The following is a 25,438-nucleotide window of genomic DNA, read 5'->3' as shown; positions in this document are numbered from 1 at the left end:
CGATGGGGCGAGGCCGATTCGTTGAAACCTCAGCCCTGCGCGTCGAACTCGCGCGCTCGCAGCGAACGTGCAACGCCGTCACGGCCTTCGGAGATCAGCCGCTTGAGGGCTGGCGGATGGTCACCCGCGACGAACTCCTCGGCGAGATCGAGGGCATGCTGCGTCATCGCCCAGCTCGGGTAGAGGCCGATGACGACGGTCTGGGCGACCTCGCTCGAACGGCGCGCCCACACCTCGGGGATCGCCTCGAAGTACTTCTCGACGTACGGCTCGAGCAGCTCGCCCTGACCCGGCCGCGCGAAGCCCTCGATCATGGTGCGGGTGTAGATGTTCGACAGCGAATCGTCGTCGATCGCCTGCGACCACGCGTCGGCCTTGGCCTCGGGGAGCGGTCGCGACGAACGCGCCGCGGCGGCCTGGCGGGTGCCGGTGGCGGTGTTGTCGCGCTGGGCCTCGGCGTCGATGGTCGGGGTCAAACCCGCGTCGGTGTCGATCGCGCCGGCGGTTGCCAACGCGCGCACCAGCTTCCACCGCAGGTCGGTGTCGACGGCGAGACCGTCCAGGCCCTGCTCGGCCGGGTCCGCACCGTCGAGAAGTGCGCGAACCACGTCGACCTGGTCGTCGTTGAGCTTGCCGGCCAGCCAGGTGTTGACGAAGGCGAGCTGGTGGTCGGAGCCCGCGTCGGCACCCCGTGCGAGTTCCAGCAGCCGGGCGCTGAATGCGGGCCGACCGGTCGAGGACACCCAAGCGGGGTCGGCGTAGGACTCGATCGCGGTGGTCGCCTGTATCAGGACACGCTGCACCACACCGATCTCGGTCTCTGATGCGATCCCGCGCTGCACGAGTTCGACGAAGTCGCGGGCGCGCATCTCGGCCTGGCGGGTCATCTCCCACGCCGCTGACCACACCAGGGTGCGGGGCATGGAGTCGGTGATGTCTCCGATGCGTGCGGTCGCGGTCGCCAGTGACTCGGGGTCGAGGCGGATCGACGCGTAGGTGAGGTCACCGTCGTTGAGCAGCACCAGGTCTCCGCGGTTCACGCCGACGAGGTCGGCCACGTCGGTGCGCTCACCCTCGACGTCGAGTTCGACGCTTCGGGTCTGTTCGATGGCGCCGGAACCGTTGTCGGCGTAGATGCCGACGCGGAGCCGATGTACGCGGGTCTCGCCCGCGCCCGGGGCGGCGCCGTCCTGGACGATCGTGAACCGGGTGAACGCCCCGGACTCGTCGACCTCGAAATCGGGTCGCATGACGTTGATGCCGGTGGTGCGCAGCCACTGGTCGCCCCAGTCCGACAGGTCACGACCGGACGACTTCTCCAGTGCCCCCAGCAGATCCGAGAACGTCGCGTTGCCGAACTCGTGGGCGGCGAAGTAGTCGCGCAGACCGGCGAGGAAATCGTCCACACCGACATAGGCGACGAGCTGCTTGAGCACCGAGGCACCCTTGGCATAGGTGATGCCGTCGAAGTTGACCTCGACGGCGGCGATGTCGGGGATGTCGGCGGCGACCGGGTGGGTCGAGGGCAGCTGATCCTGCCGGTACGCCCAGGACTTCTCGACGTTGGCGAACGTCGTCCAGGCGTTGGTGTACTCGGTGGCCTCCGACTGGCAGAGAACCGAGGCGAACGTGGCGAAGGACTCGTTGAGCCACAGGTCATCCCACCACTGCATGGTGACGAGGTCGCCGAACCACATGTGCGCCATCTCGTGCAGCACGGTCTCGGCACGACGCTCGTAGAGGTACTTGGTGACGCGCGACCGGAAAACGTAGTCCTCCAGGAAGGTCACCGCGCCGGCGTTCTCCATCGCGCCGGCGTTGAACTCGGGCACGAACAGCTGGTCGTACTTGCCGAAGGCGTAGGGGATCCCGAAGTTCTTGTGGTAGAAGGCGAATCCCTGCTTGGTCTCGGTGAAGAGCCGGTCGGCGTCCATGTGTTCGGCCAGCGAGGCGCGGCAGTAGATGCCCAGGGGGATGTCGCCGTGGTCGTCGGAGTAGACGTCGGTCCACTCGGCGTACGGCCCGGCGATCAGCGCGACGAGGTAGGTGCTCATCGGCGCTGTCTCGCGGAAGCGGTGGATACCCGGTTCGGCGGCGGTGGTCTCGACGTGTGCCGCGTTCGAGATGACCTTCCAGTCCTCGGGTGCGGTGACCGTGAGGGTGTAGGTGGCCTTGAGGTCCGGCTGATCGAAGCAGGCGAACATGCGCTTGGCGTCGGCGGTCTCGAACTGGGAGTACAGGTACACCGAGTCGTCGGACTGGTCGACGAAGCGGTGCAGTCCCTCACCGGTGTTCGAGTAGGCGCAGTCGGCGACCACGGTGAGGGTGTTCTCCGCGGCCAGCCCGGGCAGGGCGATGCCGACGGATTCGTCGAAACCGGAGACGTCGAGCTCGACGCCGTTGAGCGTCGCCGAGTGCAGCGTCGGCGCGACGAGGTCGATGAAGGTCTCGGCGCCCTCGGTCGCGGTGAACGTGACCGTCGTGGTGGATCTGAACGTCTGGGTGCCGGGCGAACCGTTGCCGTCGGTGAGGTCGAGTTCGATCTGGTAGTTCGACACGTCGACGATCGCGGCGCGCTCGCGGGCCTGGTCTCTGGTGAGGTTCGGGGCAGTCACGCAGGCCAGCTTATAGAGATTGGCGGTGCTCAGCCGTCCGACAGCAGATCGGCGGGTTGGAGGATCGCGGTCGCGAGTGCGATGAGGGCGTCGGAGATCCCCGGTCGCGCGCGCAGCTCCGGCGACTGCACGATGTCACCGGTCACCCCGATGAACGCGCGGGTGAGGCCTGCGGCGTCGCCCTCGGACAGTTCGGGCGTGCGGGCGCGGATCGCGGCGGCCCATTCGGCGATGTATGCGCGTTGGGCCGACCGCAAGACGTCCTGGTCGGCCTCGGGCAGGTAGACGAGGTCGCGGGTGAAGATCGGGACGATCCGTCCGTGCACGCCGAGCGCCTGCTCCACGTGCAGTGAGATCAGCACGTCGAGGGCGTCGCTCGGCTCGACGCCGTCGAGGTCGTGGGCCGTGAGGAAGAGCATTCCCTCGAGGGCGCGGAACAGGATCGCGCGCAAGACCTCGGTCTTGCCCGGGATCTGCTGATAGAAGGTGGCGACCGAGATGTCGGCCGCCCGCGCGATGTCGTCGATCCGGACGTCGTGGAAACCCCGCTCGGCGAACAGGTCGGTGGCGGCATCGAGGATGCGCTCGTGCCGGTCGGCGGGGCGTCGGGTGGGCGGCGACGGGGATGAGGCGTCGGGTCCGGCTGCGGGCACCTCGCAGTCGACGATCGACCGGGCTATGGCCCGCTGGATCTGCATCACGCGCGCGGGCGGCATCTGCCCGCGGATCACCGAGGTGTTGGAGTACAGGCTCAGGACGGCGAACCCGAGTAGACGGGCATCGGCGTCCGGCAGGTCGGGTCGTACTGCGACGACCTTGTCGGCGATGTAGTCACCGTACTTCGTGAAATAGCCGCGCATCTCGGCGAGTTGTGTGGGCTGCAGGTGCCGTTGTTCGCGGCGCCAGAGGATGGACACGTCGTGATTGGCGGTCATGTCCCCGAGACGATCGAGGAAATGCCACAGTTGGGCCGCCGGAGTCTCGCCGCGGCCGTCGGCCTCGCGCACGAGCTGGTCCACCAGGTCGACCTGGGTCAACAACGCCTGCACGAGGATGTCGTGCTTGCCGGGGAAGTGGCGGTACACCGCGGGACCGGTGAGACCCACCGCGGCACCGATCTGTTCGATGCTTACGTTGCGGTAGCCGAAGTCCTGGAAGAGGATCGTCGCCGCCCGGACGATCTGCTCGGCCCGGAGCCCCCGGGGGTTCGCCCGCGCGCCCGCCGGACCGGGACCGGAGCCCGGATCATTCGGCGTCGACGACATGGACGTTTCCTCTCCGAGAACGGTGGCTGACCCGGACGTGGCCCACCCGAAGGGGTCCTCCCAAGGAACCGTAACCGGATCCGAGCCAGATTTCCGCAGCTCACATCACAAACCGGGAACAGCCCGACGCGTGCCGATGTTGAGCACGGTTGACGGTGCCGCCGGTACGGTCGAGATCGAACACCACTTCTGAGAGGACGTCGACGATGTCAGAGCAGGGCCAGTCCACCACCGATCGGGTCGATTTCTGGTTCGACCCGCTCTGCCCGTGGTGCTGGATCACCTCCCGGTGGATCCTCGAGGCCGAGAAGGTCCGGCCGATCGACGTGAACTTCCACATCATGAGCCTGGCCGTTCTCAACGAGGGCAAGGAGATCCCCGACGAGTACCGCGAGGCGCTGAAGAACGCATGGCGTCCGGTCCGGGTGATCGCCGCCGCTGCAGCGGAGAAGGGCGACGATATCCTCGCGCCTCTCTACGCCGCGATGGGCACCCGGATCCACAATGAGGGGATCAAGGACTTCGACGAGGTCATCGCCGGTGCGCTCGCCGAGCTCGGGCTCGATGCCTCGCTGGCGAAGGCCGCCGATTCCGAGGAGTTCGACGAGGCCATCCGCAAGAGCCACCACGAGGGAATGGACAAGGTCGGCGACGACGTCGGCACCCCGACGATCCACGTGAACGGTGTCGCCTTCTTCGGCCCGGTGCTGTCACGTATCCCGCGCGGCGAGGACGCCGGCAAGGTGTGGGACGGGGCGCTCGCCCTCGCGTCGTACCCGCACTTCTACGAGCTCAAGCGCAGCCGCACCGAAGGGCCCCAGTTCGACTGATTCGCAGCACGATTCGCTCTCCGCGAACCCGCTTCCCGAACCCCCGCTCAGAACCTGGGCGGGGGTTCGATGCCGTTCGGGAGCGAACCGGTCGGGACCGTCGCCGGGTGCGCAGGCGGTGGCACGGCCACGACGTTGCCGCTGCCGATGCCGCGCACGATCCGGCGTGGCCGCAGCAACATCGCGCCGGCCCGGGTGCGGTCACGCAGTGCAGCTGCGCGCCAGGTCAGGACGGGATGGGTCGAGATCGCATTGACCAGGTGCACGAAGAAGCCACGTTCGTGGGTGGCGCGGTCGGCGAACTGGTCGAAGTCGACCGCCGACAGCATGTACTTGCCGGCGGCCAGGACGCCGATCGCGCCCGGAGCCCCCGCCGGCTTCGCGTAGTAGCCGTAGTTGTCCGCGGTGTACTCCTGCGCCCGTGACAGGGCGCTGCCGAGCAGAGGGATGTTGGTGCCGAAGACCGTTGCCAGCTGACGCCAGTACGACGTGTGCCCGGCCGCGATGTGCCCGACCTCGTGTCCGATGATGAACTCCAGCGCCTCGGGACTGCGCGCGGCGCCACCGACCTCGAACAGGTCGGAGTAGACGACGACGAACCGGCGGAATCCGTGGCCGGAGGCGAAGGCGTTGATCTGTCCGTTCCCGAGCACGACGTAGGCGTCGGGAACGTACTCCAGTCCGTATCGGGCGGCGGCCTCGACCACCATCCGGTAGCCCTCCGGGAACTGGGTGGGCGTCATCTGCACGCCGTTCACGCGCGGCGTCGCATAGGTCAGACCGCGGATCACGAACAGCAGCAGCGGAAATGCCAAGGCGGCCAGCAGGATCTGGTCCAACATGCCGAGGGCGACGAGGAGCACGATCGCCGCGTATCCCACCGTTGTGGTGAGGATGACGAGGACGAGGACGGGGATCTCCCACGGATGCAGCTGCGGGCGCGCGGCGAAACGAGCCGCGCGGAGCCAGCGTCGTGACGGGTCGGGCGGTGTCTCCGGGAGCGGGTCGGCGACCCCGGGCACGTTCGGGATCGGGTTCGGCAACGCTCGGGGGATGGGCGCAGGCGTGTCCACGCCCTCAATCTATAGTGGCGCCATGCGTGTCTATCTCGGTGCCGACCATGCCGGATTCGAACTCAAGAACCAGATCGCCGACCACCTGACGGCGAACGGACACGAGGTGGTGGACTGTGGCGCCCACGTCTACGACGCCCTCGACGACTACCCGGCCTTCTGCATCGACGCCGCGACCCGGACCGTCGCGGACCCGGGCAGCCTGGGCATCGTGCTCGGCGGCAGCGGAAACGGCGAGCAGATCGCCGCGAACAAGGTGCCCGGCGCCCGCTGCGCCCTGGCCTGGAGTGTCGAGACCGCGCAGCTCGCACGCCAGCACAACAACGCCCAGCTGATCGGCATCGGCGGGCGCATGCACTCCACCGAGGAAGCCCTCGCCATCGTCGACGCCTTCCTGGCCACCGAGTGGTCGGATGAGGCTCGCCACCAGCGCCGCATCGACATTCTCGCCGAGTACGAGCGCACCGGCGTGGCCCCCGAGGTCCCGCAGCCGCCGGCCTGATCGGTGCCCGAGGGTCATACGCTGCACCGGCTCGCCCGCCGGCAACAGCGACTCTTCGGTGGCCGGCCGGTCCGGGTGACCAGCCCCCAGGGGCGGTTCGCCGACGGTGCGGCCGCCGTGGACGGGATGACCTTTCACGCCGCGGAGGCGTGGGGCAAACATCTGCTCCATCGCTATCGCGACGGTCGTACCGAGCGGATGGTGCACATCCACCTCGGCCTGTACGGCGCCTTCACCGAGTTGACGGCGCCGCTGCCGGAGCCGGTCGGTCAGGTCCGGCTGCGTATCGAGACCGAGGACACCGGCACCGACCTGCGCGGGCCGACGGCGTGTGAGATCTACCACCCTGCCGATCTCGACGCGCTGATCGCCCGACTGGGTCCCGACCCTCTGCGCCGCGACTCCGACCCGGACCGCGCGTGGGCGGCGATCTCCCGCTCGTCGCGACCGATCGGCGCACTCTTGATGGACCAGAAGGTCATCGCGGGGATCGGGAACGTCTACCGTGCCGAGGTCCTCTTCCGTGCCGGTATCGATCCCATGCGCTCGGGGAAGCGCCTTCTCCGAGGCGAATTCGACGAGATGTGGACCGATCTGGTGGCGCTGATGAAGGTGGGCGTTCGCCGCGGCCGGATCCACGTGATCCGGCCCGAGGACGACCACGGGGCGCCGGCGTATGCGGCGAATCGTCCGCGGACCTACGTCTACCGCCGGGCAGGGGATCCGTGTCGCATCTGCGGTACTCCGGTCCTGCTCGCCGAACTCGAGGCCCGCAAGCTCTACTGGTGTCCGGTGTGCCAGACGTGATGCTCCCCTCAAAAGATGTATGGATAGGCGAACCTCAGTAGCATCGCGGGAGTTCGGGATGTACGGCATCCGCGTCGAATCTCTGGGGGTAAGCGTGTCGATCGTCGAGGAATCCCGTGTCCATGCCGGCCTGATCTCGCGCGGTGAGGTGTCGCCACTGAAGGACGTGCCGTTCCACGGTGCTTCGGATGCGCCGATCACCCGACGCGTCCTCGCCGGCGGCGATCTGTTCCCCGAGGCCGAGAAGCGCGTCGTCGCCCACGAGATGCGAGCCGTCTCGGCCGCGACCCGGGACTACTGCGAGCCCCACGTGCACGACTGCCCCGAGATCAACATCCTCCTCTCGCTCGACCACCTGGTCTACGAGATCACGCTGGGTGACGAGTCGTATGTGGTGGAAGCGCCGGCGAGCATCTACATCCCGGCCGGCCTGAGTCACAGCGCGAACGTGATCGAGGGGAGTGGTTTCTTCATCGCGATCATCGAGACCGCGGACTACGTCGCCAAGCCGCCGCCCGGCGCCACCTTCTGACCTCCGTCGGTCGCGAGGCCCCCGGAGGATCTCAGCGAACCCACAGCGTCGTCTGACGTCCGTTCACATGTGCGGTCGTCACGATGGATGAGGTGTACAGCGACGAGCGGACCCGCGACGACGCCCTCGGCGATGTCGAACAACTCGGGAAGATCCAGCAGCCGGAGATCACCGTTTTCGTGGTCGGCGGAACCGGGGAGTCGTACCCGGGTGATGTCCGGACCGAGGTGACCGGTCTTCTCGCAGGCGTGACCGACGAACTCGACGATCGGTTCTCCTGCCGCTGGGTCGCCTATCCGGCGAGTTACGGCCCGGCGCCCCATCCCGGTGGCATGAGCTTCGTCGACAGTGTGGCGATCGGTGCCCGGCGATTGTCCGAGCTGCTCGAACAGGCCACGGGATCGGTCGCATTGCTGGGGTATTCGCAAGGCGCCGTGGTGATCCGGGCGGCGCTCGCCGAACTGGGGGCGCGCCGTCATCCGGTTGTCGACCGAGTGCTCGGCGTCGGACTCGTCGCGGACCCGCACCAGCCGCCGGGCGCCGTACCCGGATGCGACGGTTGGGGTGTCGCGGGTCCCGGTGAACAGCTGCCTTCCGGCCTGCCCGTGATGTGGGTGGGCGCACCCGACGACATGATCTGCAACGCACGCGCCGATTCCCTGGTCCGTGACATCGCCGACCTCACCCGGGCGATGACCTTCGCCGCGATGGGCCGTTGGGGACGCAGCGCATTCGAGGTGCTGCGCCGCAATGCCTTCCAGAACGCCCGCCGCACAGCAGTGCGGCCGTCACAGTGGCGACGGGACATCCGACGACTCGCATCGGCCTGGTGGGAGATCCGTTGCTATCTGCCGTCGATGATGCGGTTCCTCGGTATCGCGTGGGCGAATTCGCCGGGCGGACGCCACACCTCGTACGGGCACGAGCCTTATCGACGCGCATCTGTCACCGATCCCGCCTCGACCGGGTGCCAGGTGATCGCGGGCTGGCTGCAGGTGCAGGCGACGTTCGCGGCCGTTTCCGCGGATCACATCCGCGCTGCGTGACGAGTCGCACGAGTCGTGACGTCGCGACTCGAGTCCCACACCGACGACGAAGACCGGCCACCGTGGCGGTGACCGGCCTTCGAGGTCGGATGTGACGGGGGTCAGTTGCCGTTGTACTGGCCGCCGATGGTGTTGCGGACGACGATCGGGGTTCCACGCGGGACGTTGTCGTAGACCCACTTGCCGAACTCGGTGGTGACGTTGATGCAGCCGTGGCTCACATTGCTGTTGCCCTGCTGCGCGACGGACCACGGTGCCGCATGGATGAAGATGCCGTCCCACGACATGCGGGTCGCGTACTCGACGTAGGTGCGGTAGCCCTCGGCGGAGTCGACCGGCACACCGTACGTGGACGAATCCATGTACATGTCGCGGTACTTCTCCTTGGTGTAGTAGACACCGTTCGGGGTCGGGTGCTTGTCCGAACCCATCGAGATCGGCATGGACTTGACGACCTCACCGTTCTTCCACCACGTGATGGTGTGGGTCTTGTCGTCGGCCAGGGCGATGTACCCGGTCGGGGTCTTCACGTTCGGGATCGCCGGACCGGCGGGCTTCTCCGGGGTGGTGCTGCTCGACGGCGGCTCCGGGGCCTTCGGGGTGCTCGGCGCCGGCGGCGTCGGCAGGCCGGGGATCACGGGGATCTCGACCGGCGGAAGGCCGGGGATCACGGTGACGGGTGCAGCGTTCGCAACGCCGGGGAGGGCGAGAGCCATGGCCAGGACGCCGACGACGATCCCGCTGAGGCGCCGAGTGGAGCGTCGGCGAGACCGCGAGGTCGGCACATTGTTGGTCTGCACTAGTCGTACCTTCGTTCGATGAATATCTCGCGCTGTACATCTGAAAGCGCGAATCCATCGTTACACAACCGTTGTCTAACGGCCAAGGAATGCGGCGGCCCCGCCGGCGCCGCGATCGCAAACGGGACGTGCGAGCTGGCAAAAACCAGTGGTGAGCGCCGTGACCGCAACTCGAGTGATGGTCGTCACAGACCGATGGCGGACTCCGCCGATCATCTCATCGGCGTGCATCATCGTCCCTGTCGCGGTGGTGTCAACAGGATCGGTTGTCCCACTGGGGCGCCGGGACTCAGACGGGTTGCGGGTGCTCTGTGCGCAGATGCCGCACCGGCTGCGTGCACGCCTCGTCCCGGCAGACGAGCATGATGTCGACGCGCTCGAGTCCGGTCTCGGATTCGGTGATGTCCCTGCGTATGTACAGCGGTGCGCCGCAGGTCTGACACTTTCGCTGGGTTTTCGTATGTGTGGATGACATGCCCTCAGCTTACGCGAGTGTGTCGTGTGTCACAGCTGGGTTGCGGCTTCGCGAACACCGCAAACAACGTCGTCGGCCGGAGCAATCTGGAGGTCGGCACCCGGGAAGGACAGGGCGCGTGCACGAGAGTGCACGCAGGTCGGGAGACATTTCCGCGCGGAGGGGGGTGCTGACGTCTGCGAATGGAAGACCGAGAGCAATGAACCGACCCTTGACCACCTTGACGTTCGCTGTCGCCACCGCCACCGCCGGGCTTTTCGGTGGCGCGGCACTCGCGAGCGCCGACACACCATGCACGATGCCCATCGCCAACGGGCAGACCGCTCCATGTCCGCCACCCGTCATCTCGACGGGCCCGGGGGAGAACGGCGCGGTGAAAGACACGCCGGAGACACCGCCTCTGCCGGAGCTCCCGCCGTTCTACGACTACCCGTTTGACTTCTACGAGTTCGGGGAGGGCTTCCCCTTCTGGGAATTCTGAGGTCGACCGTGGCCTGAGGCCGCCGACCGCCCAGAGAAACGAAACGACCCTGGTCCGTTCGTCTTTCGACGGACCAGGGTCGGATCGTGTCCTCGACCGGGTCGAGGGGTGTGGTGGAGCGGGTGACGGGAATCGAACCCGCGTAGCTAGTTTGGAAGACTAGGGCTCTACCATTGAGCTACACCCGCGTGCTCGCGATCACCGGGAACCGGAGTTCGCCGCGTGCGATGAGTGACTGTACATGGCAGCGCGCCGTATTTCTAAATCGGGTGGGGTGGCGGTGCGTCCGGCACCCGTTGGTCGCGGCGCAACCGGCGCCACGTACTATCTTCTGTTGGCCCTGATGTGCGGTCGGCCGTGAGGCCTCCACCGCGACCTGAGGACCGCGGGATGTGGCGCAGCTTGGTAGCGCATCCGCTTTGGGAGCGGAGGGTCGCAGGTTCAAATCCTGTCATCCCGACTTGTCGATGTGACCGTGTGGGTCACGGGGGCACACCACCCGAAACCGAACTTTCATCACCACCCCAGATATAAGGAGCAGTAGGCGTGAAGAGCACTGTCGAGCAACTGACCCCGACCCGAGTGAAGCTCAATGTCGAGGTCCCGTTCGAGGAGCTGTCCGCAGACTTCGACCGGGCGTACAAGTCGCTGGCCCAGCAGATCCGGATCCCCGGCTTCCGCCCGGGCAAGGCGCCCGCCAAGCTGATCGAGGCCCGTGTCGGTCGCGACTCGGTCCTGGCGCAGGTCGTCAACGACGCCATCCCCGCCAAGTACTCGGAGGCCATCGCCGAGACCGAGACCAAGGCCATCGGCCAGCCGGAGATCGACCTGTCGGAGCTGAAGTACGGCGAGTCCGTCACCTTCACCGCCGAGGTCGACGTCCGCCCGGAGATCACCCTGCCCGACTACTCGACCCTCGCGGTCGAGGTCGACGCCATCGAGATCGACGACGCCGCGGTCGACGAGCAGCTCGAGGGCCTGCGCGCCCGCTTCGGCACCCTCAAGGGTGTCGAGCGCGGCATCGAGAACGGTGACTTCGTGTCGATCGACCTCGAGGCCACCGTCGACGGCGAGGCCGTCGAGGAGGCCACCACCGAGGGTCTGTCCCACGAGGTCGGCTCCGGCCAGCTCATCGACGGACTCGACGACGCCCTCATCGGCCTGAAGGCCGGCGAGAGCAAGGAGTTCACCACCAAGCTCGTCGCCGGTGACCACGCCGGCGAAGAGGCTCTGGTGAAGGTCACCGTGCAGTCGGTGAAGGAGCGCGAGCTCCCCGAGGTCGACGACGACTTCGCGCAGATGGCCAGCGAGTTCGACACCGTCGAGGAGCTGCGTGCGAGCCTGGCCGAGCGCGTCGAGCAGTCGGCGAAGCTCGAGCAGGCCAACAAGATCCGCGACGCCGTGCTCGAGAAGCTGATCGAGACCGTCGAGGTCCCGCTGCCGGAGAAGGTCGTCGCCGAGGAGATCGAGGGCCAGCAGCACCAGATCATCCACGCTCTCGGTCACGACGACGAGCAGGTCGCGAAGTTCCTCGAGGCGCAGGGCAAGACCCGCGAGGAGTGGGACGCCGAGGCCCGCGAGGAGGCCGAGAAGTCGGTCAAGCAGCAGCTGCTCCTCGATGCGATCGCCGATCAGCAGGAGACCGAGGTCAGCCAGGACGAGCTGACCCAGCAGATCATCTTCACCGCACAGCGCTACGGCATGCAGCCGCAGGAGTTCATCCAGCAGCTGACCCAGGCGAACCAGGTCGGCGCGGTCTACGCCGACGTCCGTCGCGGCAAGTCGCTGGCCGGCATCGTCGGCGAGTTCACCGTCACCGACACCAAGGGTGCGACCGTCGACACCTCCGAGTTCTTCGGCAGCAATGACGACGCCGAGTCCGACGAGGCGGCCGACGCCGACAACTGAGTCCACCCGGATTCTCCCACGCATCACCGATCGCCGGTCCCCGTTCGCGGGGGCCGGCGATCGGCGTCGAGTGCACCGGTCTGCATTCGCCGTTCACTGTGATGACCCGTTCTGCTCTCAGCGAATAGACGTGTCCTCGGGAGTGCCGGTGGGTGTGGATTGGTTAGTGTCGGAGAGGACGTCATCAGACAGAGAACGTGTGCGACGCCGGCGACGGCGCGCACAGGTCATGACAACAAGGCAAAGGTAGGAACCTGTGAGTGAGCCGACCATCCACACACCCTCGATGAGTTCGGGTGTGGCTGGGTTGAACCTGACCGATTCGGTGTTCGAGCGTCTGCTGCGCGAACGCATCATCTTCCTGGGCACCCAGGTCGACGACGACATCGCCAACCGGCTGTGCGCGCAGATCCTGCTGCTCGCCGCCGAGGACCCCACCAAGGACATCCACCTCTACATCAACTCGCCCGGTGGCTCGGTCACCGCGGGCATGGCCATCTTCGACACCATGCAGCTCGCCCAGTGCGACGTCGCCACCTACGCGATGGGCATGGCGGCATCGATGGGTCAGTTCCTCCTCGCGGCCGGCGCCAAGGGCAAGCGTCATGCCCTGCCGCACGCGCGGATCATGATGCACCAGCCGTCCGCGGGTATCGGCGGTACGGCCGCCGACATCGCCATCCAGGCCGAGCAGTTCGCGCTCACCAAGAAGGAGATGAACCGGCTCAACGCCGAGTTCAGTGGTCAGCCGCTCGAGAAGATCGAGGCCGACGCGGATCGCGACAAGTGGTTCACCGCTGAGGAGGCCAAGGAGTACGGCTTCGTCGACAAGGTGATCTCGCGTCCGGGGCAGTGACCCGGTCCCGAGCATCCCGCCACCTCCGAGCCACACCTACTCATTGGAGCAACAGATGACCAACTCCCTTTCCCTGGACGGCATGCCCGCCGAGGTCGCCGCCGGTATCCCGTCGTCGGCGTTGGCGCTCAAGAACATCGAGGCGCGCTACATCCTGCCGTCGTTCATCGAGCACACCCCGAACGGTCAGCGCCAGTACGACCCGTACGCCAAGCTGTTCGAGGAGCGCATCGTCTTCGTCGGCACCCCGATCGACCAGGTCGTGTCGAACGACGTGATGGCCCAGCTTCTCGTCCTCGAGTCGCAGGACCCCGATCGCGACATCACCATGTACATCAACTCGCCCGGCGGCAGCGTTCCCGACATGCTCGCCATCTACGACACGATGCAGTACGTCCACTGCGACATCGTGACGGTGTGCCTGGGTGAGGCGGCCTCGGCCGCGGCGATCCTGCTCGCCGGCGGAACCCCGGGCAAGCGTGCGGCCCTGCCGAACGCGACCGTCCTGATCCACCAGCCGCGCACCGGTGGCGCCTACCAGGGTCAGGTCTCCGACCTCGAGATCCAGGCCGCCGAGATCGAGCGCATCCGCGACCGGCTCGACGAGATCCTGGCCAGCCACACCGGCCAGGACAAGGCGAAGATCCGCAAGGACACCGATCGCGACAACATCCTGACCGCCGCGGCTGCCAAGGAATACGGCATCGTCGACGAGGTCTTCGAATACCGCAAGAAGTCGATGAAGAAGTCCTAGGGACAACCCACAACCAGTACAGAAGTCGCGGGGATTTTCTGTCGCGACATTTGGCCTTATCGGTCGAAGTTCGAGCGGTGCGCGGGTACCGTCGGGTTACTGGGCATTCGGAGGTCGTCAGATCATCCGTGCCCGGCTGCGTGCGACGCGACGGACCACGACGACAGTCCGGCAACGAGGAAGTAGGTACTACGCGAGATGGCACGAATCGGAGACGGCGGCGACCTGCTCAAGTGCTCTTTCTGCGGGAAGAGTCAGAAGCAGGTGAAGAAGCTCATCGCCGGCCCCGGCGTGTACATCTGCGATGAGTGCATCGACCTGTGCAACGAGATCATCGAGGAGGAGCTCGCCGAGAACGGCGACGTGAAACTCGACGAACTCCCGAAGCCCGCGGAGATCCGCGACTTCCTCGAGAAGTACGTCATCGGTCAGGACACCGCCAAGCGCACGCTCGCGGTGGCCGTCTACAACCACTACAAGCGCATCCAGGCGGGGGAGAAGAAGGACTCCCGCACGGGTGAGACCGTCGAGCTGATGAAGTCGAACATCCTCATGCTCGGCCCGACCGGTTGTGGCAAGACGTACCTCGCGCAGACGCTGGCCAAGATGCTGAACGTGCCGTTCGCCATCGCCGACGCCACCGCGCTCACCGAGGCCGGCTACGTCGGTGAAGATGTCGAGAACATCCTGCTGAAGCTGATCCAGGCCGCCGACTACGACGTCAAGCGTGCCGAGACCGGGATCATCTACATCGACGAGGTCGACAAGATCGCCCGCAAGAGCGAGAACCCGTCGATCACCCGTGACGTGTCCGGTGAGGGTGTGCAGCAGGCGCTGCTGAAGATCCTCGAGGGCACGCAGGCGTCGGTGCCGCCGCAGGGTGGGCGCAAGCATCCGCATCAGGAGTTCATCCAGATCGACACCACCAACGTGCTGTTCATCGTCGCTGGTGCGTTCGCGGGTCTCGAGAAGATCGTGTCCGAGCGAATCGGCAAGCGCGGCCTGGGATTCGGCAACGAAGTGGCGAGCAAGGACGAGGTCGACACCTCGGATCAGTTCGCCGATGTCATGCCGGAGGACCTGATCAAGTTCGGGCTGATCCCCGAGTTCATCGGCCGTCTGCCGGTCGTCGCCTCGGTCACCAACCTCGACAAGGCCTCGCTGGTGAGCATCCTGTCGGAGCCGAAGAACGCACTGGTGAAGCAGTACACCCGCCTGTTCGAGATGGACAACGTCGAACTCGAGTTCACCCAGGACGCCCTCGAGGCGGTCGCCGACCAGGCGATCCATCGTGGCACCGGTGCTCGTGGTCTGCGCGCCATCATGGAAGAGGTCCTGCTGCCGGTCATGTACGACATCCCGAGCCGAGACGACGTCGAGAAGGTCGTCGTCACCGGTGAGACGGTGCGCGACAACGTGTTGCCGACCATCGTCCCGCGCAAGGCGTCGAACGACGAGCGCCGCGACAAGACCGCCTGACGTAAACGGTTCGTAGACACCAAGAATCCCCGCCCGGATCATTGGGCGGGGATTCTTGTTGTCGGATGGCCCGTGGCCCGGCGGGTCAGGCCGGTTCGAGGCGGATGACCACCGCCTTGGACACCGGGGTGTTGGATTCCTTCGCCACCGCACCCAACGGCACCAGCGGGTTGGTCTCCGGGTAGTAGGCGGCCGCGTTGCCCGGCGGGGTGTCGTAGGCGACGATCTCGAAGCCGCGCACGCGACGCTCCTCGAGTCCGTTCTCGCCCTCGAACTCCGACACGATGTCCACCCGCTGGCCGTCGTGCAGCCCGAGTGCGGAGATGTCCGCGGGGCTGACCATCACCACATGCCGGTTGCCCTTGATCCCGCGATAGCGATCGTCATGACCGTAGACGGTGGTGTTGTACTGATCGTGGCTGCGCAGCGTCTGCAGGATGAGGCGGCCCTCCGGGATGTGCACCCACTCGAGCGGGTGCACCGCGAAGTTGGCCTTGGCGTTCGGGGTGTCGAACGACCGGTTGTCACGCGGCGGGTTCGGTAACACGAAGCCGTCGCTGCGCCGGACGCGGATGTTGAAGTCCTCGAACCCCGGGATCACCCGCTCGATGCGGTCGCGGATCGTGTCGTAGTTTCCCTTGAGTTCCTGCCACGGCACCGGGTGATCGGCGCCTAGCGCAGCGGTGGCGAGGTCGCAGACGATGGCGACCTCGCTGCGCAGGTCGGGCGACACCGGCGGCAGTGAGCCCCGGGACAGGTGCACCACCGACATCGAGTCCTCGACCGAGACACGTTGGGCGACACCGTCGATGACGTCCCGGTCGGTCCGGCCGAGGGTGGGCAGGATGAGCGCCGCGCGACCGGTCACGGTGTGCGACTCGTTGAGCTTGGTCGACACCTGCACGGTCAGGGCGCAACGGCGCAGCGCGTCGGCGGTGGCCTCGGTGTCGGGGGTGGCGGAGACGAAGTTGCCGCCCATCCCCATGAACACCCGCACCTTGCCCGCGGCCATGGCGTTGATCGCGGCGACGGTGTCGTACCCGTGCTTGCGTGGACTGACGATCCCGAACTCGGCATCCAGTGCGGCGAGGAAGGATTCGGGCATCTTCTCGAAGATGCCCATCGTGCGGTCGCCCTGGACGTTGGAATGTCCTCGCACTGGGCACAACCCGGCCCCGACCCTGCCGATCATGCCGCGCAGCAACAACACGTTGGTGCCCTCGGCGATGGTCGCGACCGCGTGGCGGTGCTGGGTGAGTCCCATCGCCCAACACAGCACGATGCGCTGCGAGGTCCGCACGGCGTCGGCGAGATCGATGATCTGGGCTCTCGTCAGACCGGTGATGGCGGCGACCTCGTCGATGTCGACGTCGTCGAGCAGTGCGAGGTAGTCCTCGGTACCGGCGCACGACTCGGAGAGGAACTCGTGGTCGAAGACGGTGCCGGGGTTCGCCTGCTCGGCGTCGCGCAGCAGTCGGGCGACACCCCGGAACAGAGCCATGTCGGAGCCGAGGCGCACCTGGAGGAAGTCGTCGGCGAGCTTGGTTCCCTCACCGATGACGCCACCGACCTTCTGCGGGTCCTTGAACCGCATCAGGCCCGCCTCGGGCAGCGGGTTGATCGCGACGATCCGCGCCCCGTTGCTCTTGGCCTTCTCGAGCGTGGCCAACATCCTGGGGTGGTTGGTTCCGGGATTCTGTCCGGCGATGAGGATGAGGTCGGCGGCCTCGAGGTCCGGAACGGTCACCGACCCCTTGCCGATGCCGATGGACGTCCCGAGCGCGGCGCCCGACGACTCGTGGCACATGTTGGAGCAGTCGGGGAGGTTGTTGGTCCCGAGGCTGCGCGCGAACAGCTGGTAGACGAAGGCGGCCTCGTTGCTGGTCCGCCCGGAGGTGTAGAAGACGGCCTCGTCGGGGGAGGACATCGCGGCGAATTCGTCGGCGATGATGCGGTTGGCCTGGTCCCAGCTCACCGGGCGGTAGTGGGTGTCACCCGGGGCGAGATACATCGGGTGCGCCAGTCGGCCCTGCTGGGAGAGCCAGTAGCCGCTGCGGGTGGCGAGGTCCTCGACGCTGTGGGCGGCGAAGAACTCAGGGGTCACCGAGCGCTTGGTGGCCTCCTCCGCGACGGCCTTCGCGCCGTTCTCACAGAACTCGGCGTGCTTACGGTGTCCGGGGGTCTCCGGCCAGGCGCAGCCGGGGCAGTCGAAGCCGTCGCGCTGGTTGAGTTTGAGGAGCGTCTGCGCGGTGCGTACCGGGCCCATCTGTTCGAGCCCGCGCTTGAGCGCCACGGCCACCGCGGGGACACCGGCGGCCCAGGTCTTCACATGCTTGCGATGGACATCGGTGGGCTCGTCGACGCGGGGGGCGCCCTCGGGGGTACGGCTCATGATGTCCATCTTGCCTCGCCGCCGCCCTGGATCACGCACACTGGGTCTCGTGACTCAAGACACGGGATCAGACGGTTCGAAACTCGCGGCGATCGTGCTGGCCGGCGGACGGTCGCGGCGCATGGGAAGCGACAAGGCGGCACTGGACTGGGACGGGGAGCCGATGCTCGCCCGCGTCGTCCGGGTCGTCGCGCAACGGTGCGATCCGGTGCTCGTCGTGGCCGGTGAGACGTCGGCGGCCTTCCGTGGCATCGACGACATCCGGCACCGCGCGGCGCCCGGCATCGACCGGTCCAAGGTGCACTGGGTGACCGACGAACAGGAGGGGGCCGGCCCGCTGGGCGGGCTGGTCGCGGGACTGGCCAAGGCCGCGGCCGACGGCGCCGACCTCGCTTTCGTGTGCGCCACCGACATGCCGCTCATCGCGCCCGAACTCATCGACGAACTGCGACTGGGACTCACCGGCTCCGCCCAGGCGGTGATCGCCCGTGACGCGCAGCGCGACCACCCGATGGCCGGGATCTACCGGACCGACGCCGGTCCGGTGATCGCCGATCTGGTGGCCGGCGGCGAGCGTCGGATGCTCGGCGCGATCGAGGCACTCAACACCCACCGCGTGGGCGTGTCCGACCCCGAGTGGCTCGTGAACGTGAATGCGCCCGAGGACCTGCACCGGTTGCGGGTGACGGCGGGCTGATCGGAGGCGGGGCTGATCGACGAGGTCAGTCGCCGGTGGGCGTCGGCGACCCGGCCGTCGAATACCGGGCGACGGCGGTGCGGACGGCCTCGTCGACCACTTCTGCGACGCGTTCGGCTCCGACCTCCCAGCCCGGCACCAGGAGTGTCGGCCAGAAGACGTAGTTGGAGATCATCCCCAGGAACTGGGTGGCCGCCAGCTCCACGTCGTCTATCTGCACCGTGCCCGCCTCGTGCTCGGCCACGAGGTAGGTGCGCACGGATTCGAAGTAGGGCATCTTCCCGCGTGCGAACTGCGCGTCGGCCAGTTCGGGGAACCGGGGCAGTTCGGCGATGACGATCCGGAACAGGTCCGTCATCCGGGGACGGCACAGCAGTGCGGCGTAGCGGTGACCGAGGACGCCCAACCCGTGGGCGACGTCGCCTGCCGGGGGAGCGGTCTCCTCGTCGTCGACCGACCACGACTCGGTGACCATGGCGTCGAAAAGAGCTGCCTTGCTGGGGAATTGCTTGAACAGGGTCGCCCGCGACACGCCTGAGTGTTCGGCGATCCGCGCGAGCGAGGTCCGGTCGTAGCCGAGCTCCAGGAAAAGGGCCGTCGCGGCCTCCAGGATCACCGAGCGCTTTTCCTGTGCGATGCGCTGGTGGTAGGTCGACACGGCTCTGCCCATGGCCAAGAGCATACGAGGTGAGTGGCTTGACTCACCATGCGAAGGGGCCTAGCGTGAGTGGTGAGTCGATCGGCTCACCACGGACCCCGACCATCACCCGATGCTCCCGGTCGCCCATCTCGCCACCGGAGGACCACCTCATGCACCGCTTCGACGACCAGACCGTGCTCGTGACCGGGGGGACCGGTGGGCAGGGATCGAGCCACGTCCGCGCCTTCCACGCGGAGGGGGCGAACGTCATCATCGGGGGCACCGACGCCGGGCGCGGTACCGCCATCGCCGACGAGCTCGGGTCCCGCGCTCGCTTCGTCCGGCTCGACGTCACAGACGAGAACTCGTGGTCGTCGGCGGTCGCCACCGCCGAGGACGCCTTCGGGGCCGTGAACGTGCTCGTGAACAACGCAGGTGTACAGAATCCGCCGGCGTTGATCGAGGACACGGACGAGGTCACCTGGTCGCGGATCCTGCGCACCAACCTCACCGGGACGTTCCTCGGTGTCAAGACGGTCGCACCCGCGTTGCGACGCGCGGGAGGCGGTGCCATCGTCAACGTCGCGTCGACGATGGGTATGGGTGGCACCGCGTTCTACGCGCCCTATGTCGCCAGCAAGTGGGCCGTACGAGGTCTGACGCGGACCGCAGCTCTCGAACTGGGTCGCGACCACATCCGCGTCAACACCATCCACCCCGGGGTGATCGCAACCCCGTTCATCAGCGAACCCGCGGTCGGCGCCACGGCGGCGATCGCCGATTTCTACTCGCCCGAGCCGTACGCCGTTCCGCGGCTCGGTGAGCCGACCGACGTGACCCGGCTCCTGCTGTTCCTCGCGTCGGCGGAGGCGTCGTTCGTCACCGGGGCGGAGTACGTGATCGACGGCGGACTCCTCCTCGGTCCGGCACTTGCGGCCGAGAGTGCGTGAACCGTGCACGAGTGAGGACCGGGGCGAGGTCACACCCGGCGGAAACATAGAATGGCGGCCGTGACATCACTCGACCCGACATCCGCGCTGCCCGAGAACGAGTTGCCGAAATCCTGGGACCCCGCCCAGCACGAGGCGACGCTCTACCAGGGCTGGGTCGATGCCGGCTACTTCACCGCCGACGCGACGAGTGACAAGCCCCCGTTCTCGATCGTGATCCCGCCGCCCAACGTCAACGGGTCGTTGCACATGGGTCACGCCTACGAGCACGTGCTGATGGACGCGTTGTCGCGTCGCCGCCGGATGCAAGGCTACGAGGTGCTGTGGCTGCCCGGCATGGACCACGCTGCGATCGCCATGCAGACGATGGTCGAGCGCAAGCTGGCCACCGAGGGGAAGACCCGCGACGACCTCGGTCGCGAGGCCTTCATCGAGCGCGTCTGGGCGGAGAAGGCCGAGATCGGTGGCAACATCGGCGAACAGATGCGTCGTCTCGGCGACAGTGTCGACTGGTCGCGCGAACGCTTCACGATGGACGAGGGTCTGTCGCGCGCGGTGCACACCGTCTTCAAGAAGATGTTCGACGACGGGCTGATCTACCAGGCCGAGCGCCTGGTCAACTGGTCGCCGGTGCTCAAGACCGCGGTCAGCGACATCGAGGTCAGCTACGCCGACGTCGAGGGCGAACTCGTCAGCTTCCGTTACGGCTCGCTCGACGACTCCGAACCCCACATAGTCGTCGCCACGACGCGTCTGGAGACGATGCTGGGCGACACCGCGATCGCCGTGCACCCCGACGACGAGCGGTACAAGCACCTGATCGGCACCGAACTGCCGCACCCGTTCCTCGATCGGAACATCCCGATCGTCGCCGACGACTACGTCGACCCCGAATTCGGCAGCGGCGCGGTCAAGATCACCCCGGCCCACGATCCCAACGACTTCGCACTGGGGCAGCGGCACAACCTGCCGATGCCGACGATCATGGACGAGTCTGCTCGGATCGCGGACACTGGAACGCAATTCGACGGCATGGACCGTTTCGAGGCGCGCGTCAAGGTGCGTGAGGCCCTCGCCGAGCAGGGGCGCATCGTCAAGGAGGTGCGTCCGTACCTGCACAGCGTCGGGCATTCGGAGCGCACCGGTGAGCCGATCGAACCGCGACTGTCGATGCAGTGGTGGGTCGACGTCTCGTCGCTGGCCCAGGCCGCCGGCGACGCCGTCCGCGACGGGTCGACCGTGATCCATCCGAAGTCGATGGAGCCGCGCTGGTTCGGCTGGGTCGACGACATGCACGACTGGTGCATCTCGCGTCAGTTGTGGTGGGGTCACCGCATCCCGATCTGGTACGGCCCGGACGGCGAGGTCGTCTGCGTCGGACCCGACGAGGAGGCGCCGGAGGGTTACGTCCAGGAGACCGACGTCCTCGACACCTGGTTCTCCTCGGGTCTGTGGCCGTTCTCCACCATGGGCTGGCCGGAGAAGACCGTCGACCTCGAGAAGTTCTATCCCACTTCGGTTCTCGTCACCGGTTACGACATCCTGTTCTTCTGGGTGGCGCGGATGATGATGTTCGGCACCTATGTCGGCAAGGATCTGGGTCCGGGCAACGAGGTCCCGTTCCACAACCTGTTCCTACATGGCCTGGTCCGTGACGAGCACGGCCGCAAGATGTCGAAGTCGAAGGGCAACGGCATCGACCCGCTCGACTGGGTGGAGCGCTTCGGCGCCGACGCGCTGCGCTTCACGCTGGCCCGCGGCGCCAACCCGGGCGCCGACATCTCGGTGGGCGAGGACCACGCCCAGTCGTCGCGCAACTTCGCGACCAAGCTGTACAACGCGACCAAGTTCGCGCTGATGAACGGCGCCAAGGTCGCCGAGCTGCCGGCGGCGGACGCCCTGACCGACGCCGACCGCTGGATTCTCCGGCGTCTCGACGAGGTGCTCGCCGAGGTCGACGCCGGATTCGAGTCCTACGAGTTCTCCAAGGCCTGTGAGTCGCTCTACCACTTCGCCTGGGACGAGGTCTGCGACTGGTACCTCGAGCTCGCCAAGGTCCAGTTCGCCGAGAACGACGAGAAGCGTTTGGAGACAACCTCCATCGTGCTCGGTGCGGTCCTCGAGCCGCTGCTGCGCGCGCTGTCGCCGGTGATGCCGTTCGTCACCGAGGTGCTGTGGAAGACGCTCACCGGGGGCGAGTCGCTGGTCATCGCGGAGTGGCCGACCCCGTCGGGGCAGGACTGGTCGTCCGATTCGGCGGCCCGTATCGCCGACCTGCAGCGCCTCATCACCGAGGTGCGTCGCTTCCGTAGCGACCAGGGACTGCGTCCCGGTCAGCGGGTGGCCGCACAGTTCGACGGACTGGGTGAGTCGGGCATCGAGCCGCTGCTGCCCTATGTGCAGTCGTTGGCGCGTCTCGATCCCGCCGGACCCGGCTTCACCGCGACCGCGACCATCGAGGTCCGGCTGTCCGTCGGGACCGTCACCGTCGCGATCGACACATCGGGGACGGTGGACGTCGAGGCCGAGCGGAAGCGCCTCACCAAGGACCTCGCGGTCGCCGAGAAGGAGCTGGCGACCACCTCGGCCAAGCTCGGCAACGAGCAGTTCCTGTCCAAGGCCCCCGACCAGGTGGTCAGCAAGATCCGGAACCGCCAGCGGATCGCGACCGAAGAGGTCGAGCGCCTGAATGCGAAGCTGGCGAGTCTGGCCGGCGGCGCGTGAGCGACGAGACCGGCTTCCCCGAGGAGGATCCCGCCGTCGTCGGCGAGGATCCGTTGGGACTGTCGGAACTGCTCGACGCTGAGGAACGGGCGGCGGACGCCGAGCACGACCGTCCGCCGCTGACCGTCCACGACAGCGCCGACGATCTCGCCGAACTCGCCGAGGTCGAGACCGAACTCGACACCCGCTGGCCCGAGACCAGGATCGAGCCGTCGCTGACGCGTATCGCGGCGTTGATGGACCTGCTCGGCTCACCGCAGCACAGTTATCCGGCGATCCACATCGCGGGCACCAACGGCAAGACGTCGGTGACGCGGATGATCGATGCGCTGATGACCGCGCTGCATCGGCGGACCGGGCGCATCACGAGCCCGCACCTCCAGCGGGTCACCGAGCGGATCTCGGTGGACGGCAAGCCGATTCGTGCGCGAACCTACATCGACACCTACCGCGAGCTCGAGCCGTACATCACGATGGTCGACGACAGCTCGACCGCGGCCGGTGGGCCGCGGATGAGCAAGTTCGAGGTGCTGACCGCGATGGCCTACGCGGTCTTCGCCGAGGCGCCGGTCGACGTGGCCGTGGTCGAGACCGGCATGGGTGGGCGCTGGGACGCCACCAACGTCATCGACGGCATCGTCTCGGTCATCACGCCCATCGCCATGGACCACGCCGACTATCTCGGCGACACGCTGTCGGCCATCGCGGGGGAGAAGGCCGGGATCATCAAGGCCGGTGAGCCCGACGCCCTCGGCGCCGTCGATCCGGTCACGATCATCGCCGAGCAGAACCCCGAGGTCATGGACGTGCTGCTGCGTGCAGCGGTCGATGCGGGGACCGTCGTGGCCCGTCAGGGTTCGGAGTTCGCGGTCCTCGGCTCGGCCACCGCCGTCGGCGGTCAGATGCTCACCATCCAGGGGCTCGGCGGCGTCTACGACGAGGTGTTCCTGCCGCTGCACGGTGCTCATCAGGCCGCCAACGCGTCCCTGGCACTCGCCGCGGTCGAGGCCTTCTTCGGTGCCGGCCCGGACCGTCAGCTCGACATCGACGCGATCCGGAGGGGGTTCGCCACGGTCGGCAATCCCGGCCGGCTCGAACGGCTCCGCAGCGCACCGACGGTGTTCGCCGACGCCGCGCACAATCCGCACGGCGCGAACGCGCTGGCCCAGGCGCTGGCCGAGGAGTTCGACTTCCGGCGCCTCATCGGCGTCATCGGTGTACTCGGTGACAAGGACGCGAGGGGACTGCTCGAGGCGCTCGAGCCGGTGCTCGACGCCGTCGTCGTCACCAACAACGGCTCACCACGTGCGCTCGACGCCGAGACGCTCGCGGAGTACGCGACCGAGGTGTTCGGCGAGGAACGGGTTGTCGTGCAGCCCTTCCTGCCCGACGCCGTGGAAGAAGCCATCGCCCTCGCGGAGGAAGCCGAGGGCCAACGAGTCTCGGGTGCGGGCGTCGTGATCACCGGCTCGGTCGTGACCGCCGGTGCCGCACGCACCCTGTTCGGTAAGGAACCGTCATGACCCGGTACACCCCACCCGCCAACGACCCGTGGAAGGGCCTGCGCGGGGTGATGGCGGGGACGATGATCCTCGAGGTCATCGTCGTCATCCTGGCGTTCCCGATCGTCTGGCGACTCGGCGGCGGCCTGACCTGGTTGTCCGGCGGATACCTGGCCCTGCTCGTACTGGCGATGATCGTGGCCGCCGGGATGCAGGGCCGCCCGTACGCACTCAAGCTCGACCTCGCACTCCAGGTGGCGGTGATCGTCGGTGGCGTCTTCCACTGGTCGATCGCTGCGGTCGGTGTGGTCTTCGGGTCGGTGTGGCTCTACATCGTCTACATCAAGCGGGATGTGGAGAAGCGCGTCGAACTGGGCATGCTCCCCGGGCAGGAACCGATCGACTGACACGCCTCTCACCTGGGTGGTCAACGCTGTCCCGGCAGTGGTTTGGTGATCGCAAGACCTGTGGCCGGACCGTTATCGGCGAACCCCGGCGGACTGTGGGAGTTGCTGCAACAATGGCGCAAGCCGTGGGGGAGCGGACTGGTTCCCGCGTGGCTTTCTTTTCATCGCGACTCGCAATCGCAGCGACACCCAACGTGAGGACGTACGTGCAGTTCCTGTTTTCCCGGACCCCCGCCGGTATCGATCGCCCCCGCACCTCCGCCCGCCTCGGCCGTATGGCCGGAACGGCGCTGTTCGGGGCGGCCGCGTTCGCTCTGAGCGCCCCCGCCGTCGCCTCGGCGGAACCCGCTCCCGAGCAGACGCCCCCGGCGCTCGAGGCGTTCGCGGTGCCCGAGGCAGGAGCGCCCGTCCCCGTCTCGCAGGGCGAGTTCAGCTACGTCGCGACCCACGACATCACCAAGCGCGCAGCCGGGATGAAGGCACCCGAGGCCATCGCGACCATGCCGGTGCCCGCCCAGTACCGTCCGGCGAATCTCGCTCTGGCGCAACAATTCGACCTCGCTCTCGCCGGCGCGCTCGCCTCGCCCGGGGGATGTCTCCAGATCGTCGTCGACCCGCAGGCGCGCTCCGGCAGCCTGTTCAACTACGGGTTCTTCCCCGTGGCCGGTGAGTACTGCTCCTGACCGTCGGAATCCGCCGGCCG

General features: G+C 67.3%; 23 protein-coding genes and 2 tRNA genes. 17 read left to right on the top strand and 8 right to left on the bottom strand.

Going from position 1 to position 25,438, the window contains the following annotated elements; translation table 11 throughout:
- Positions 1-29: 29 nt before the first annotated feature.
- Both pepN and LQD00_RS20120 read right to left on the bottom strand, forming a co-directional pair.
- Entirely contained in the window at positions 30-2,615 is a 2,586-nt protein-coding gene (gene pepN / locus LQD00_RS20125) for an aminopeptidase N (protein ID WP_232719102.1), read from the bottom strand.
- 29 nt (positions 2,616-2,644) lie between these two features.
- Positions 2,645-3,880: a TetR/AcrR family transcriptional regulator gene (locus LQD00_RS20120; RefSeq protein ID WP_232719101.1), complete on the bottom strand. Its 1,236-nt coding sequence runs from the start codon at positions 3,878-3,880 to the stop codon at positions 2,645-2,647.
- Positions 3,881-4,086: 206 nt separating this feature from the next.
- Here LQD00_RS20120 and LQD00_RS20115 point away from each other — a divergent pair, with 206 nt between their 5' ends.
- Complete coding sequence (locus tag LQD00_RS20115) at positions 4,087-4,710, top strand: mycothiol-dependent nitroreductase Rv2466c family protein (RefSeq protein ID WP_006866766.1); 624 nt, start codon at positions 4,087-4,089, stop codon at positions 4,708-4,710.
- Between the two features lie 47 nt (positions 4,711-4,757).
- Here LQD00_RS20115 and LQD00_RS20110 read toward each other — a convergent pair whose 3' ends face one another.
- Positions 4,758-5,783: a M48 family metallopeptidase gene (locus tag LQD00_RS20110; protein WP_006866767.1), complete on the bottom strand. Its 1,026-nt coding sequence runs from the start codon at positions 5,781-5,783 to the stop codon at positions 4,758-4,760.
- A 22-nt stretch (positions 5,784-5,805) separates the two neighbouring features.
- Here LQD00_RS20110 and LQD00_RS20105 point away from each other — a divergent pair, with 22 nt between their 5' ends.
- The 4 genes from LQD00_RS20105 (at position 5,806) to LQD00_RS20090 (ending at position 8,670) form a co-directional block, all read left to right on the top strand.
- Entirely contained in the window at positions 5,806-6,285 is a 480-nt protein-coding gene (locus LQD00_RS20105; protein ID WP_040536043.1) for a ribose-5-phosphate isomerase, read from the top strand.
- A 3-nt stretch (positions 6,286-6,288) separates the two neighbouring features.
- Entirely contained in the window at positions 6,289-7,092 is an 804-nt protein-coding gene (locus tag LQD00_RS20100) for an Fpg/Nei family DNA glycosylase (RefSeq protein ID WP_232719100.1), read from the top strand.
- Between the two features lie 94 nt (positions 7,093-7,186).
- Positions 7,187-7,624 carry a cupin domain-containing protein gene (locus LQD00_RS20095; RefSeq protein WP_232719099.1) on the top strand — a complete coding sequence of 146 codons (438 nt, stop codon included), beginning with the start codon at positions 7,187-7,189 and terminating at the stop codon, positions 7,622-7,624.
- A gap of 83 nt (positions 7,625-7,707) precedes the next feature.
- Complete coding sequence (locus tag LQD00_RS20090; RefSeq protein WP_232719098.1) at positions 7,708-8,670, top strand: PE-PPE domain-containing protein; 963 nt, start codon at positions 7,708-7,710, stop codon at positions 8,668-8,670.
- Between the two features lie 101 nt (positions 8,671-8,771).
- On the opposite strand, the gene LQD00_RS20085 is transcribed toward LQD00_RS20090, so the two are convergent.
- Entirely contained in the window at positions 8,772-9,470 is a 699-nt protein-coding gene (locus LQD00_RS20085; RefSeq protein WP_232719097.1) for a L,D-transpeptidase, read from the bottom strand.
- Between the two features lie 289 nt (positions 9,471-9,759).
- Positions 9,760-9,945: a hypothetical protein gene (locus tag LQD00_RS20080; protein WP_232719096.1), complete on the bottom strand. Its 186-nt coding sequence runs from the start codon at positions 9,943-9,945 to the stop codon at positions 9,760-9,762.
- 211 nt (positions 9,946-10,156) lie between these two features.
- Here LQD00_RS20080 and LQD00_RS20075 point away from each other — a divergent pair, with 211 nt between their 5' ends.
- Complete coding sequence (locus tag LQD00_RS20075) at positions 10,157-10,426, top strand: hypothetical protein (RefSeq protein WP_232719095.1); 270 nt, start codon at positions 10,157-10,159, stop codon at positions 10,424-10,426.
- Positions 10,427-10,540: 114 nt separating this feature from the next.
- Here LQD00_RS20075 and LQD00_RS20070 read toward each other — a convergent pair.
- A tRNA-Gly gene (locus LQD00_RS20070) sits at positions 10,541-10,614 on the bottom strand.
- 198 nt (positions 10,615-10,812) lie between these two features.
- On the opposite strand from LQD00_RS20070, the gene LQD00_RS20065 reads away from it, so the two are divergent.
- The 5 genes from LQD00_RS20065 (at position 10,813) to clpX (ending at position 15,423) form a co-directional block, all read left to right on the top strand.
- A tRNA-Pro gene (locus tag LQD00_RS20065) sits at positions 10,813-10,886 on the top strand.
- An 86-nt stretch (positions 10,887-10,972) separates the two neighbouring features.
- A complete protein-coding gene (gene tig / locus LQD00_RS20060; RefSeq protein WP_232719094.1) occupies positions 10,973-12,334 on the top strand; it encodes a trigger factor in 1,362 nt (453 codons plus the stop codon).
- Between the two features lie 256 nt (positions 12,335-12,590).
- Positions 12,591-13,190, top strand: coding sequence for an ATP-dependent Clp protease proteolytic subunit (locus tag LQD00_RS20055; protein WP_006866776.1), 600 nt, complete (start codon positions 12,591-12,593; stop codon positions 13,188-13,190).
- A 55-nt stretch (positions 13,191-13,245) separates the two neighbouring features.
- A complete protein-coding gene (locus tag LQD00_RS20050) occupies positions 13,246-13,944 on the top strand; it encodes an ATP-dependent Clp protease proteolytic subunit (protein ID WP_006866777.1) in 699 nt (232 codons plus the stop codon).
- A gap of 198 nt (positions 13,945-14,142) precedes the next feature.
- On the top strand, positions 14,143-15,423 hold the full coding sequence (gene clpX, locus LQD00_RS20045; protein ID WP_232719093.1) for an ATP-dependent Clp protease ATP-binding subunit ClpX: 1,281 nt from the start codon (positions 14,143-14,145) through the stop codon (positions 15,421-15,423).
- 85 nt (positions 15,424-15,508) lie between these two features.
- Here clpX and LQD00_RS20040 read toward each other — a convergent pair whose 3' ends face one another.
- Positions 15,509-17,815: an FdhF/YdeP family oxidoreductase gene (locus LQD00_RS20040; protein ID WP_232719092.1), complete on the bottom strand. Its 2,307-nt coding sequence runs from the start codon at positions 17,813-17,815 to the stop codon at positions 15,509-15,511.
- Between the two features lie 49 nt (positions 17,816-17,864).
- On the opposite strand from LQD00_RS20040, the gene mobA reads away from it, so the two are divergent.
- A complete protein-coding gene (gene mobA / locus LQD00_RS20035) occupies positions 17,865-18,512 on the top strand; it encodes a molybdenum cofactor guanylyltransferase (protein WP_232719088.1) in 648 nt (215 codons plus the stop codon).
- 25 nt (positions 18,513-18,537) lie between these two features.
- Here the strand turns inward: mobA and LQD00_RS20030 are convergent, their stop codons facing one another.
- Positions 18,538-19,182: a TetR/AcrR family transcriptional regulator gene (locus LQD00_RS20030; protein ID WP_232719086.1), complete on the bottom strand. Its 645-nt coding sequence runs from the start codon at positions 19,180-19,182 to the stop codon at positions 18,538-18,540.
- Between the two features lie 53 nt (positions 19,183-19,235).
- Here LQD00_RS20030 and LQD00_RS20025 point away from each other — a divergent pair, with 53 nt between their 5' ends.
- From LQD00_RS20025 to LQD00_RS20005, 5 genes are all read left to right on the top strand, one after another.
- Positions 19,236-20,102, top strand: a complete 867-nt coding sequence (locus tag LQD00_RS20025) for an SDR family oxidoreductase (protein ID WP_308196023.1) — start codon at positions 19,236-19,238, stop codon at positions 20,100-20,102.
- A 51-nt stretch (positions 20,103-20,153) separates the two neighbouring features.
- Complete coding sequence (locus tag LQD00_RS20020; protein ID WP_232719084.1) at positions 20,154-22,826, top strand: valine--tRNA ligase; 2,673 nt, start codon at positions 20,154-20,156, stop codon at positions 22,824-22,826.
- Positions 22,823-24,349, top strand: coding sequence for a bifunctional tetrahydrofolate synthase/dihydrofolate synthase (gene folC, locus LQD00_RS20015; protein WP_308196022.1), 1,527 nt, complete (start codon positions 22,823-22,825; stop codon positions 24,347-24,349). Before LQD00_RS20020 ends, folC begins: the two co-directional genes overlap by 4 nt.
- Complete coding sequence (locus tag LQD00_RS20010; protein WP_232719074.1) at positions 24,346-24,735, top strand: DUF4233 domain-containing protein; 390 nt, start codon at positions 24,346-24,348, stop codon at positions 24,733-24,735. The genes folC and LQD00_RS20010 overlap by 4 nt, the downstream gene beginning before the upstream one ends.
- Before the next feature lie 206 nt (positions 24,736-24,941).
- The gene (locus tag LQD00_RS20005) at positions 24,942-25,418 is read left to right on the top strand and encodes a hypothetical protein (protein ID WP_232719072.1); all 477 of its coding nucleotides are present in this window, start codon (positions 24,942-24,944) and stop codon (positions 25,416-25,418) included.
- Positions 25,419-25,438 lie beyond the last annotated feature (20 nt).

Origin of the sequence: Gordonia metallireducens (assembly GCF_021245825.1) — a bacterium.
GTDB classification, from domain to species: domain Bacteria; phylum Actinomycetota; class Actinomycetes; order Mycobacteriales; family Mycobacteriaceae; genus Gordonia; species Gordonia namibiensis.
Note: the sequence above shows the minus strand (reverse complement) of the source record. Positions and strands in the feature narration are given on the sequence as shown.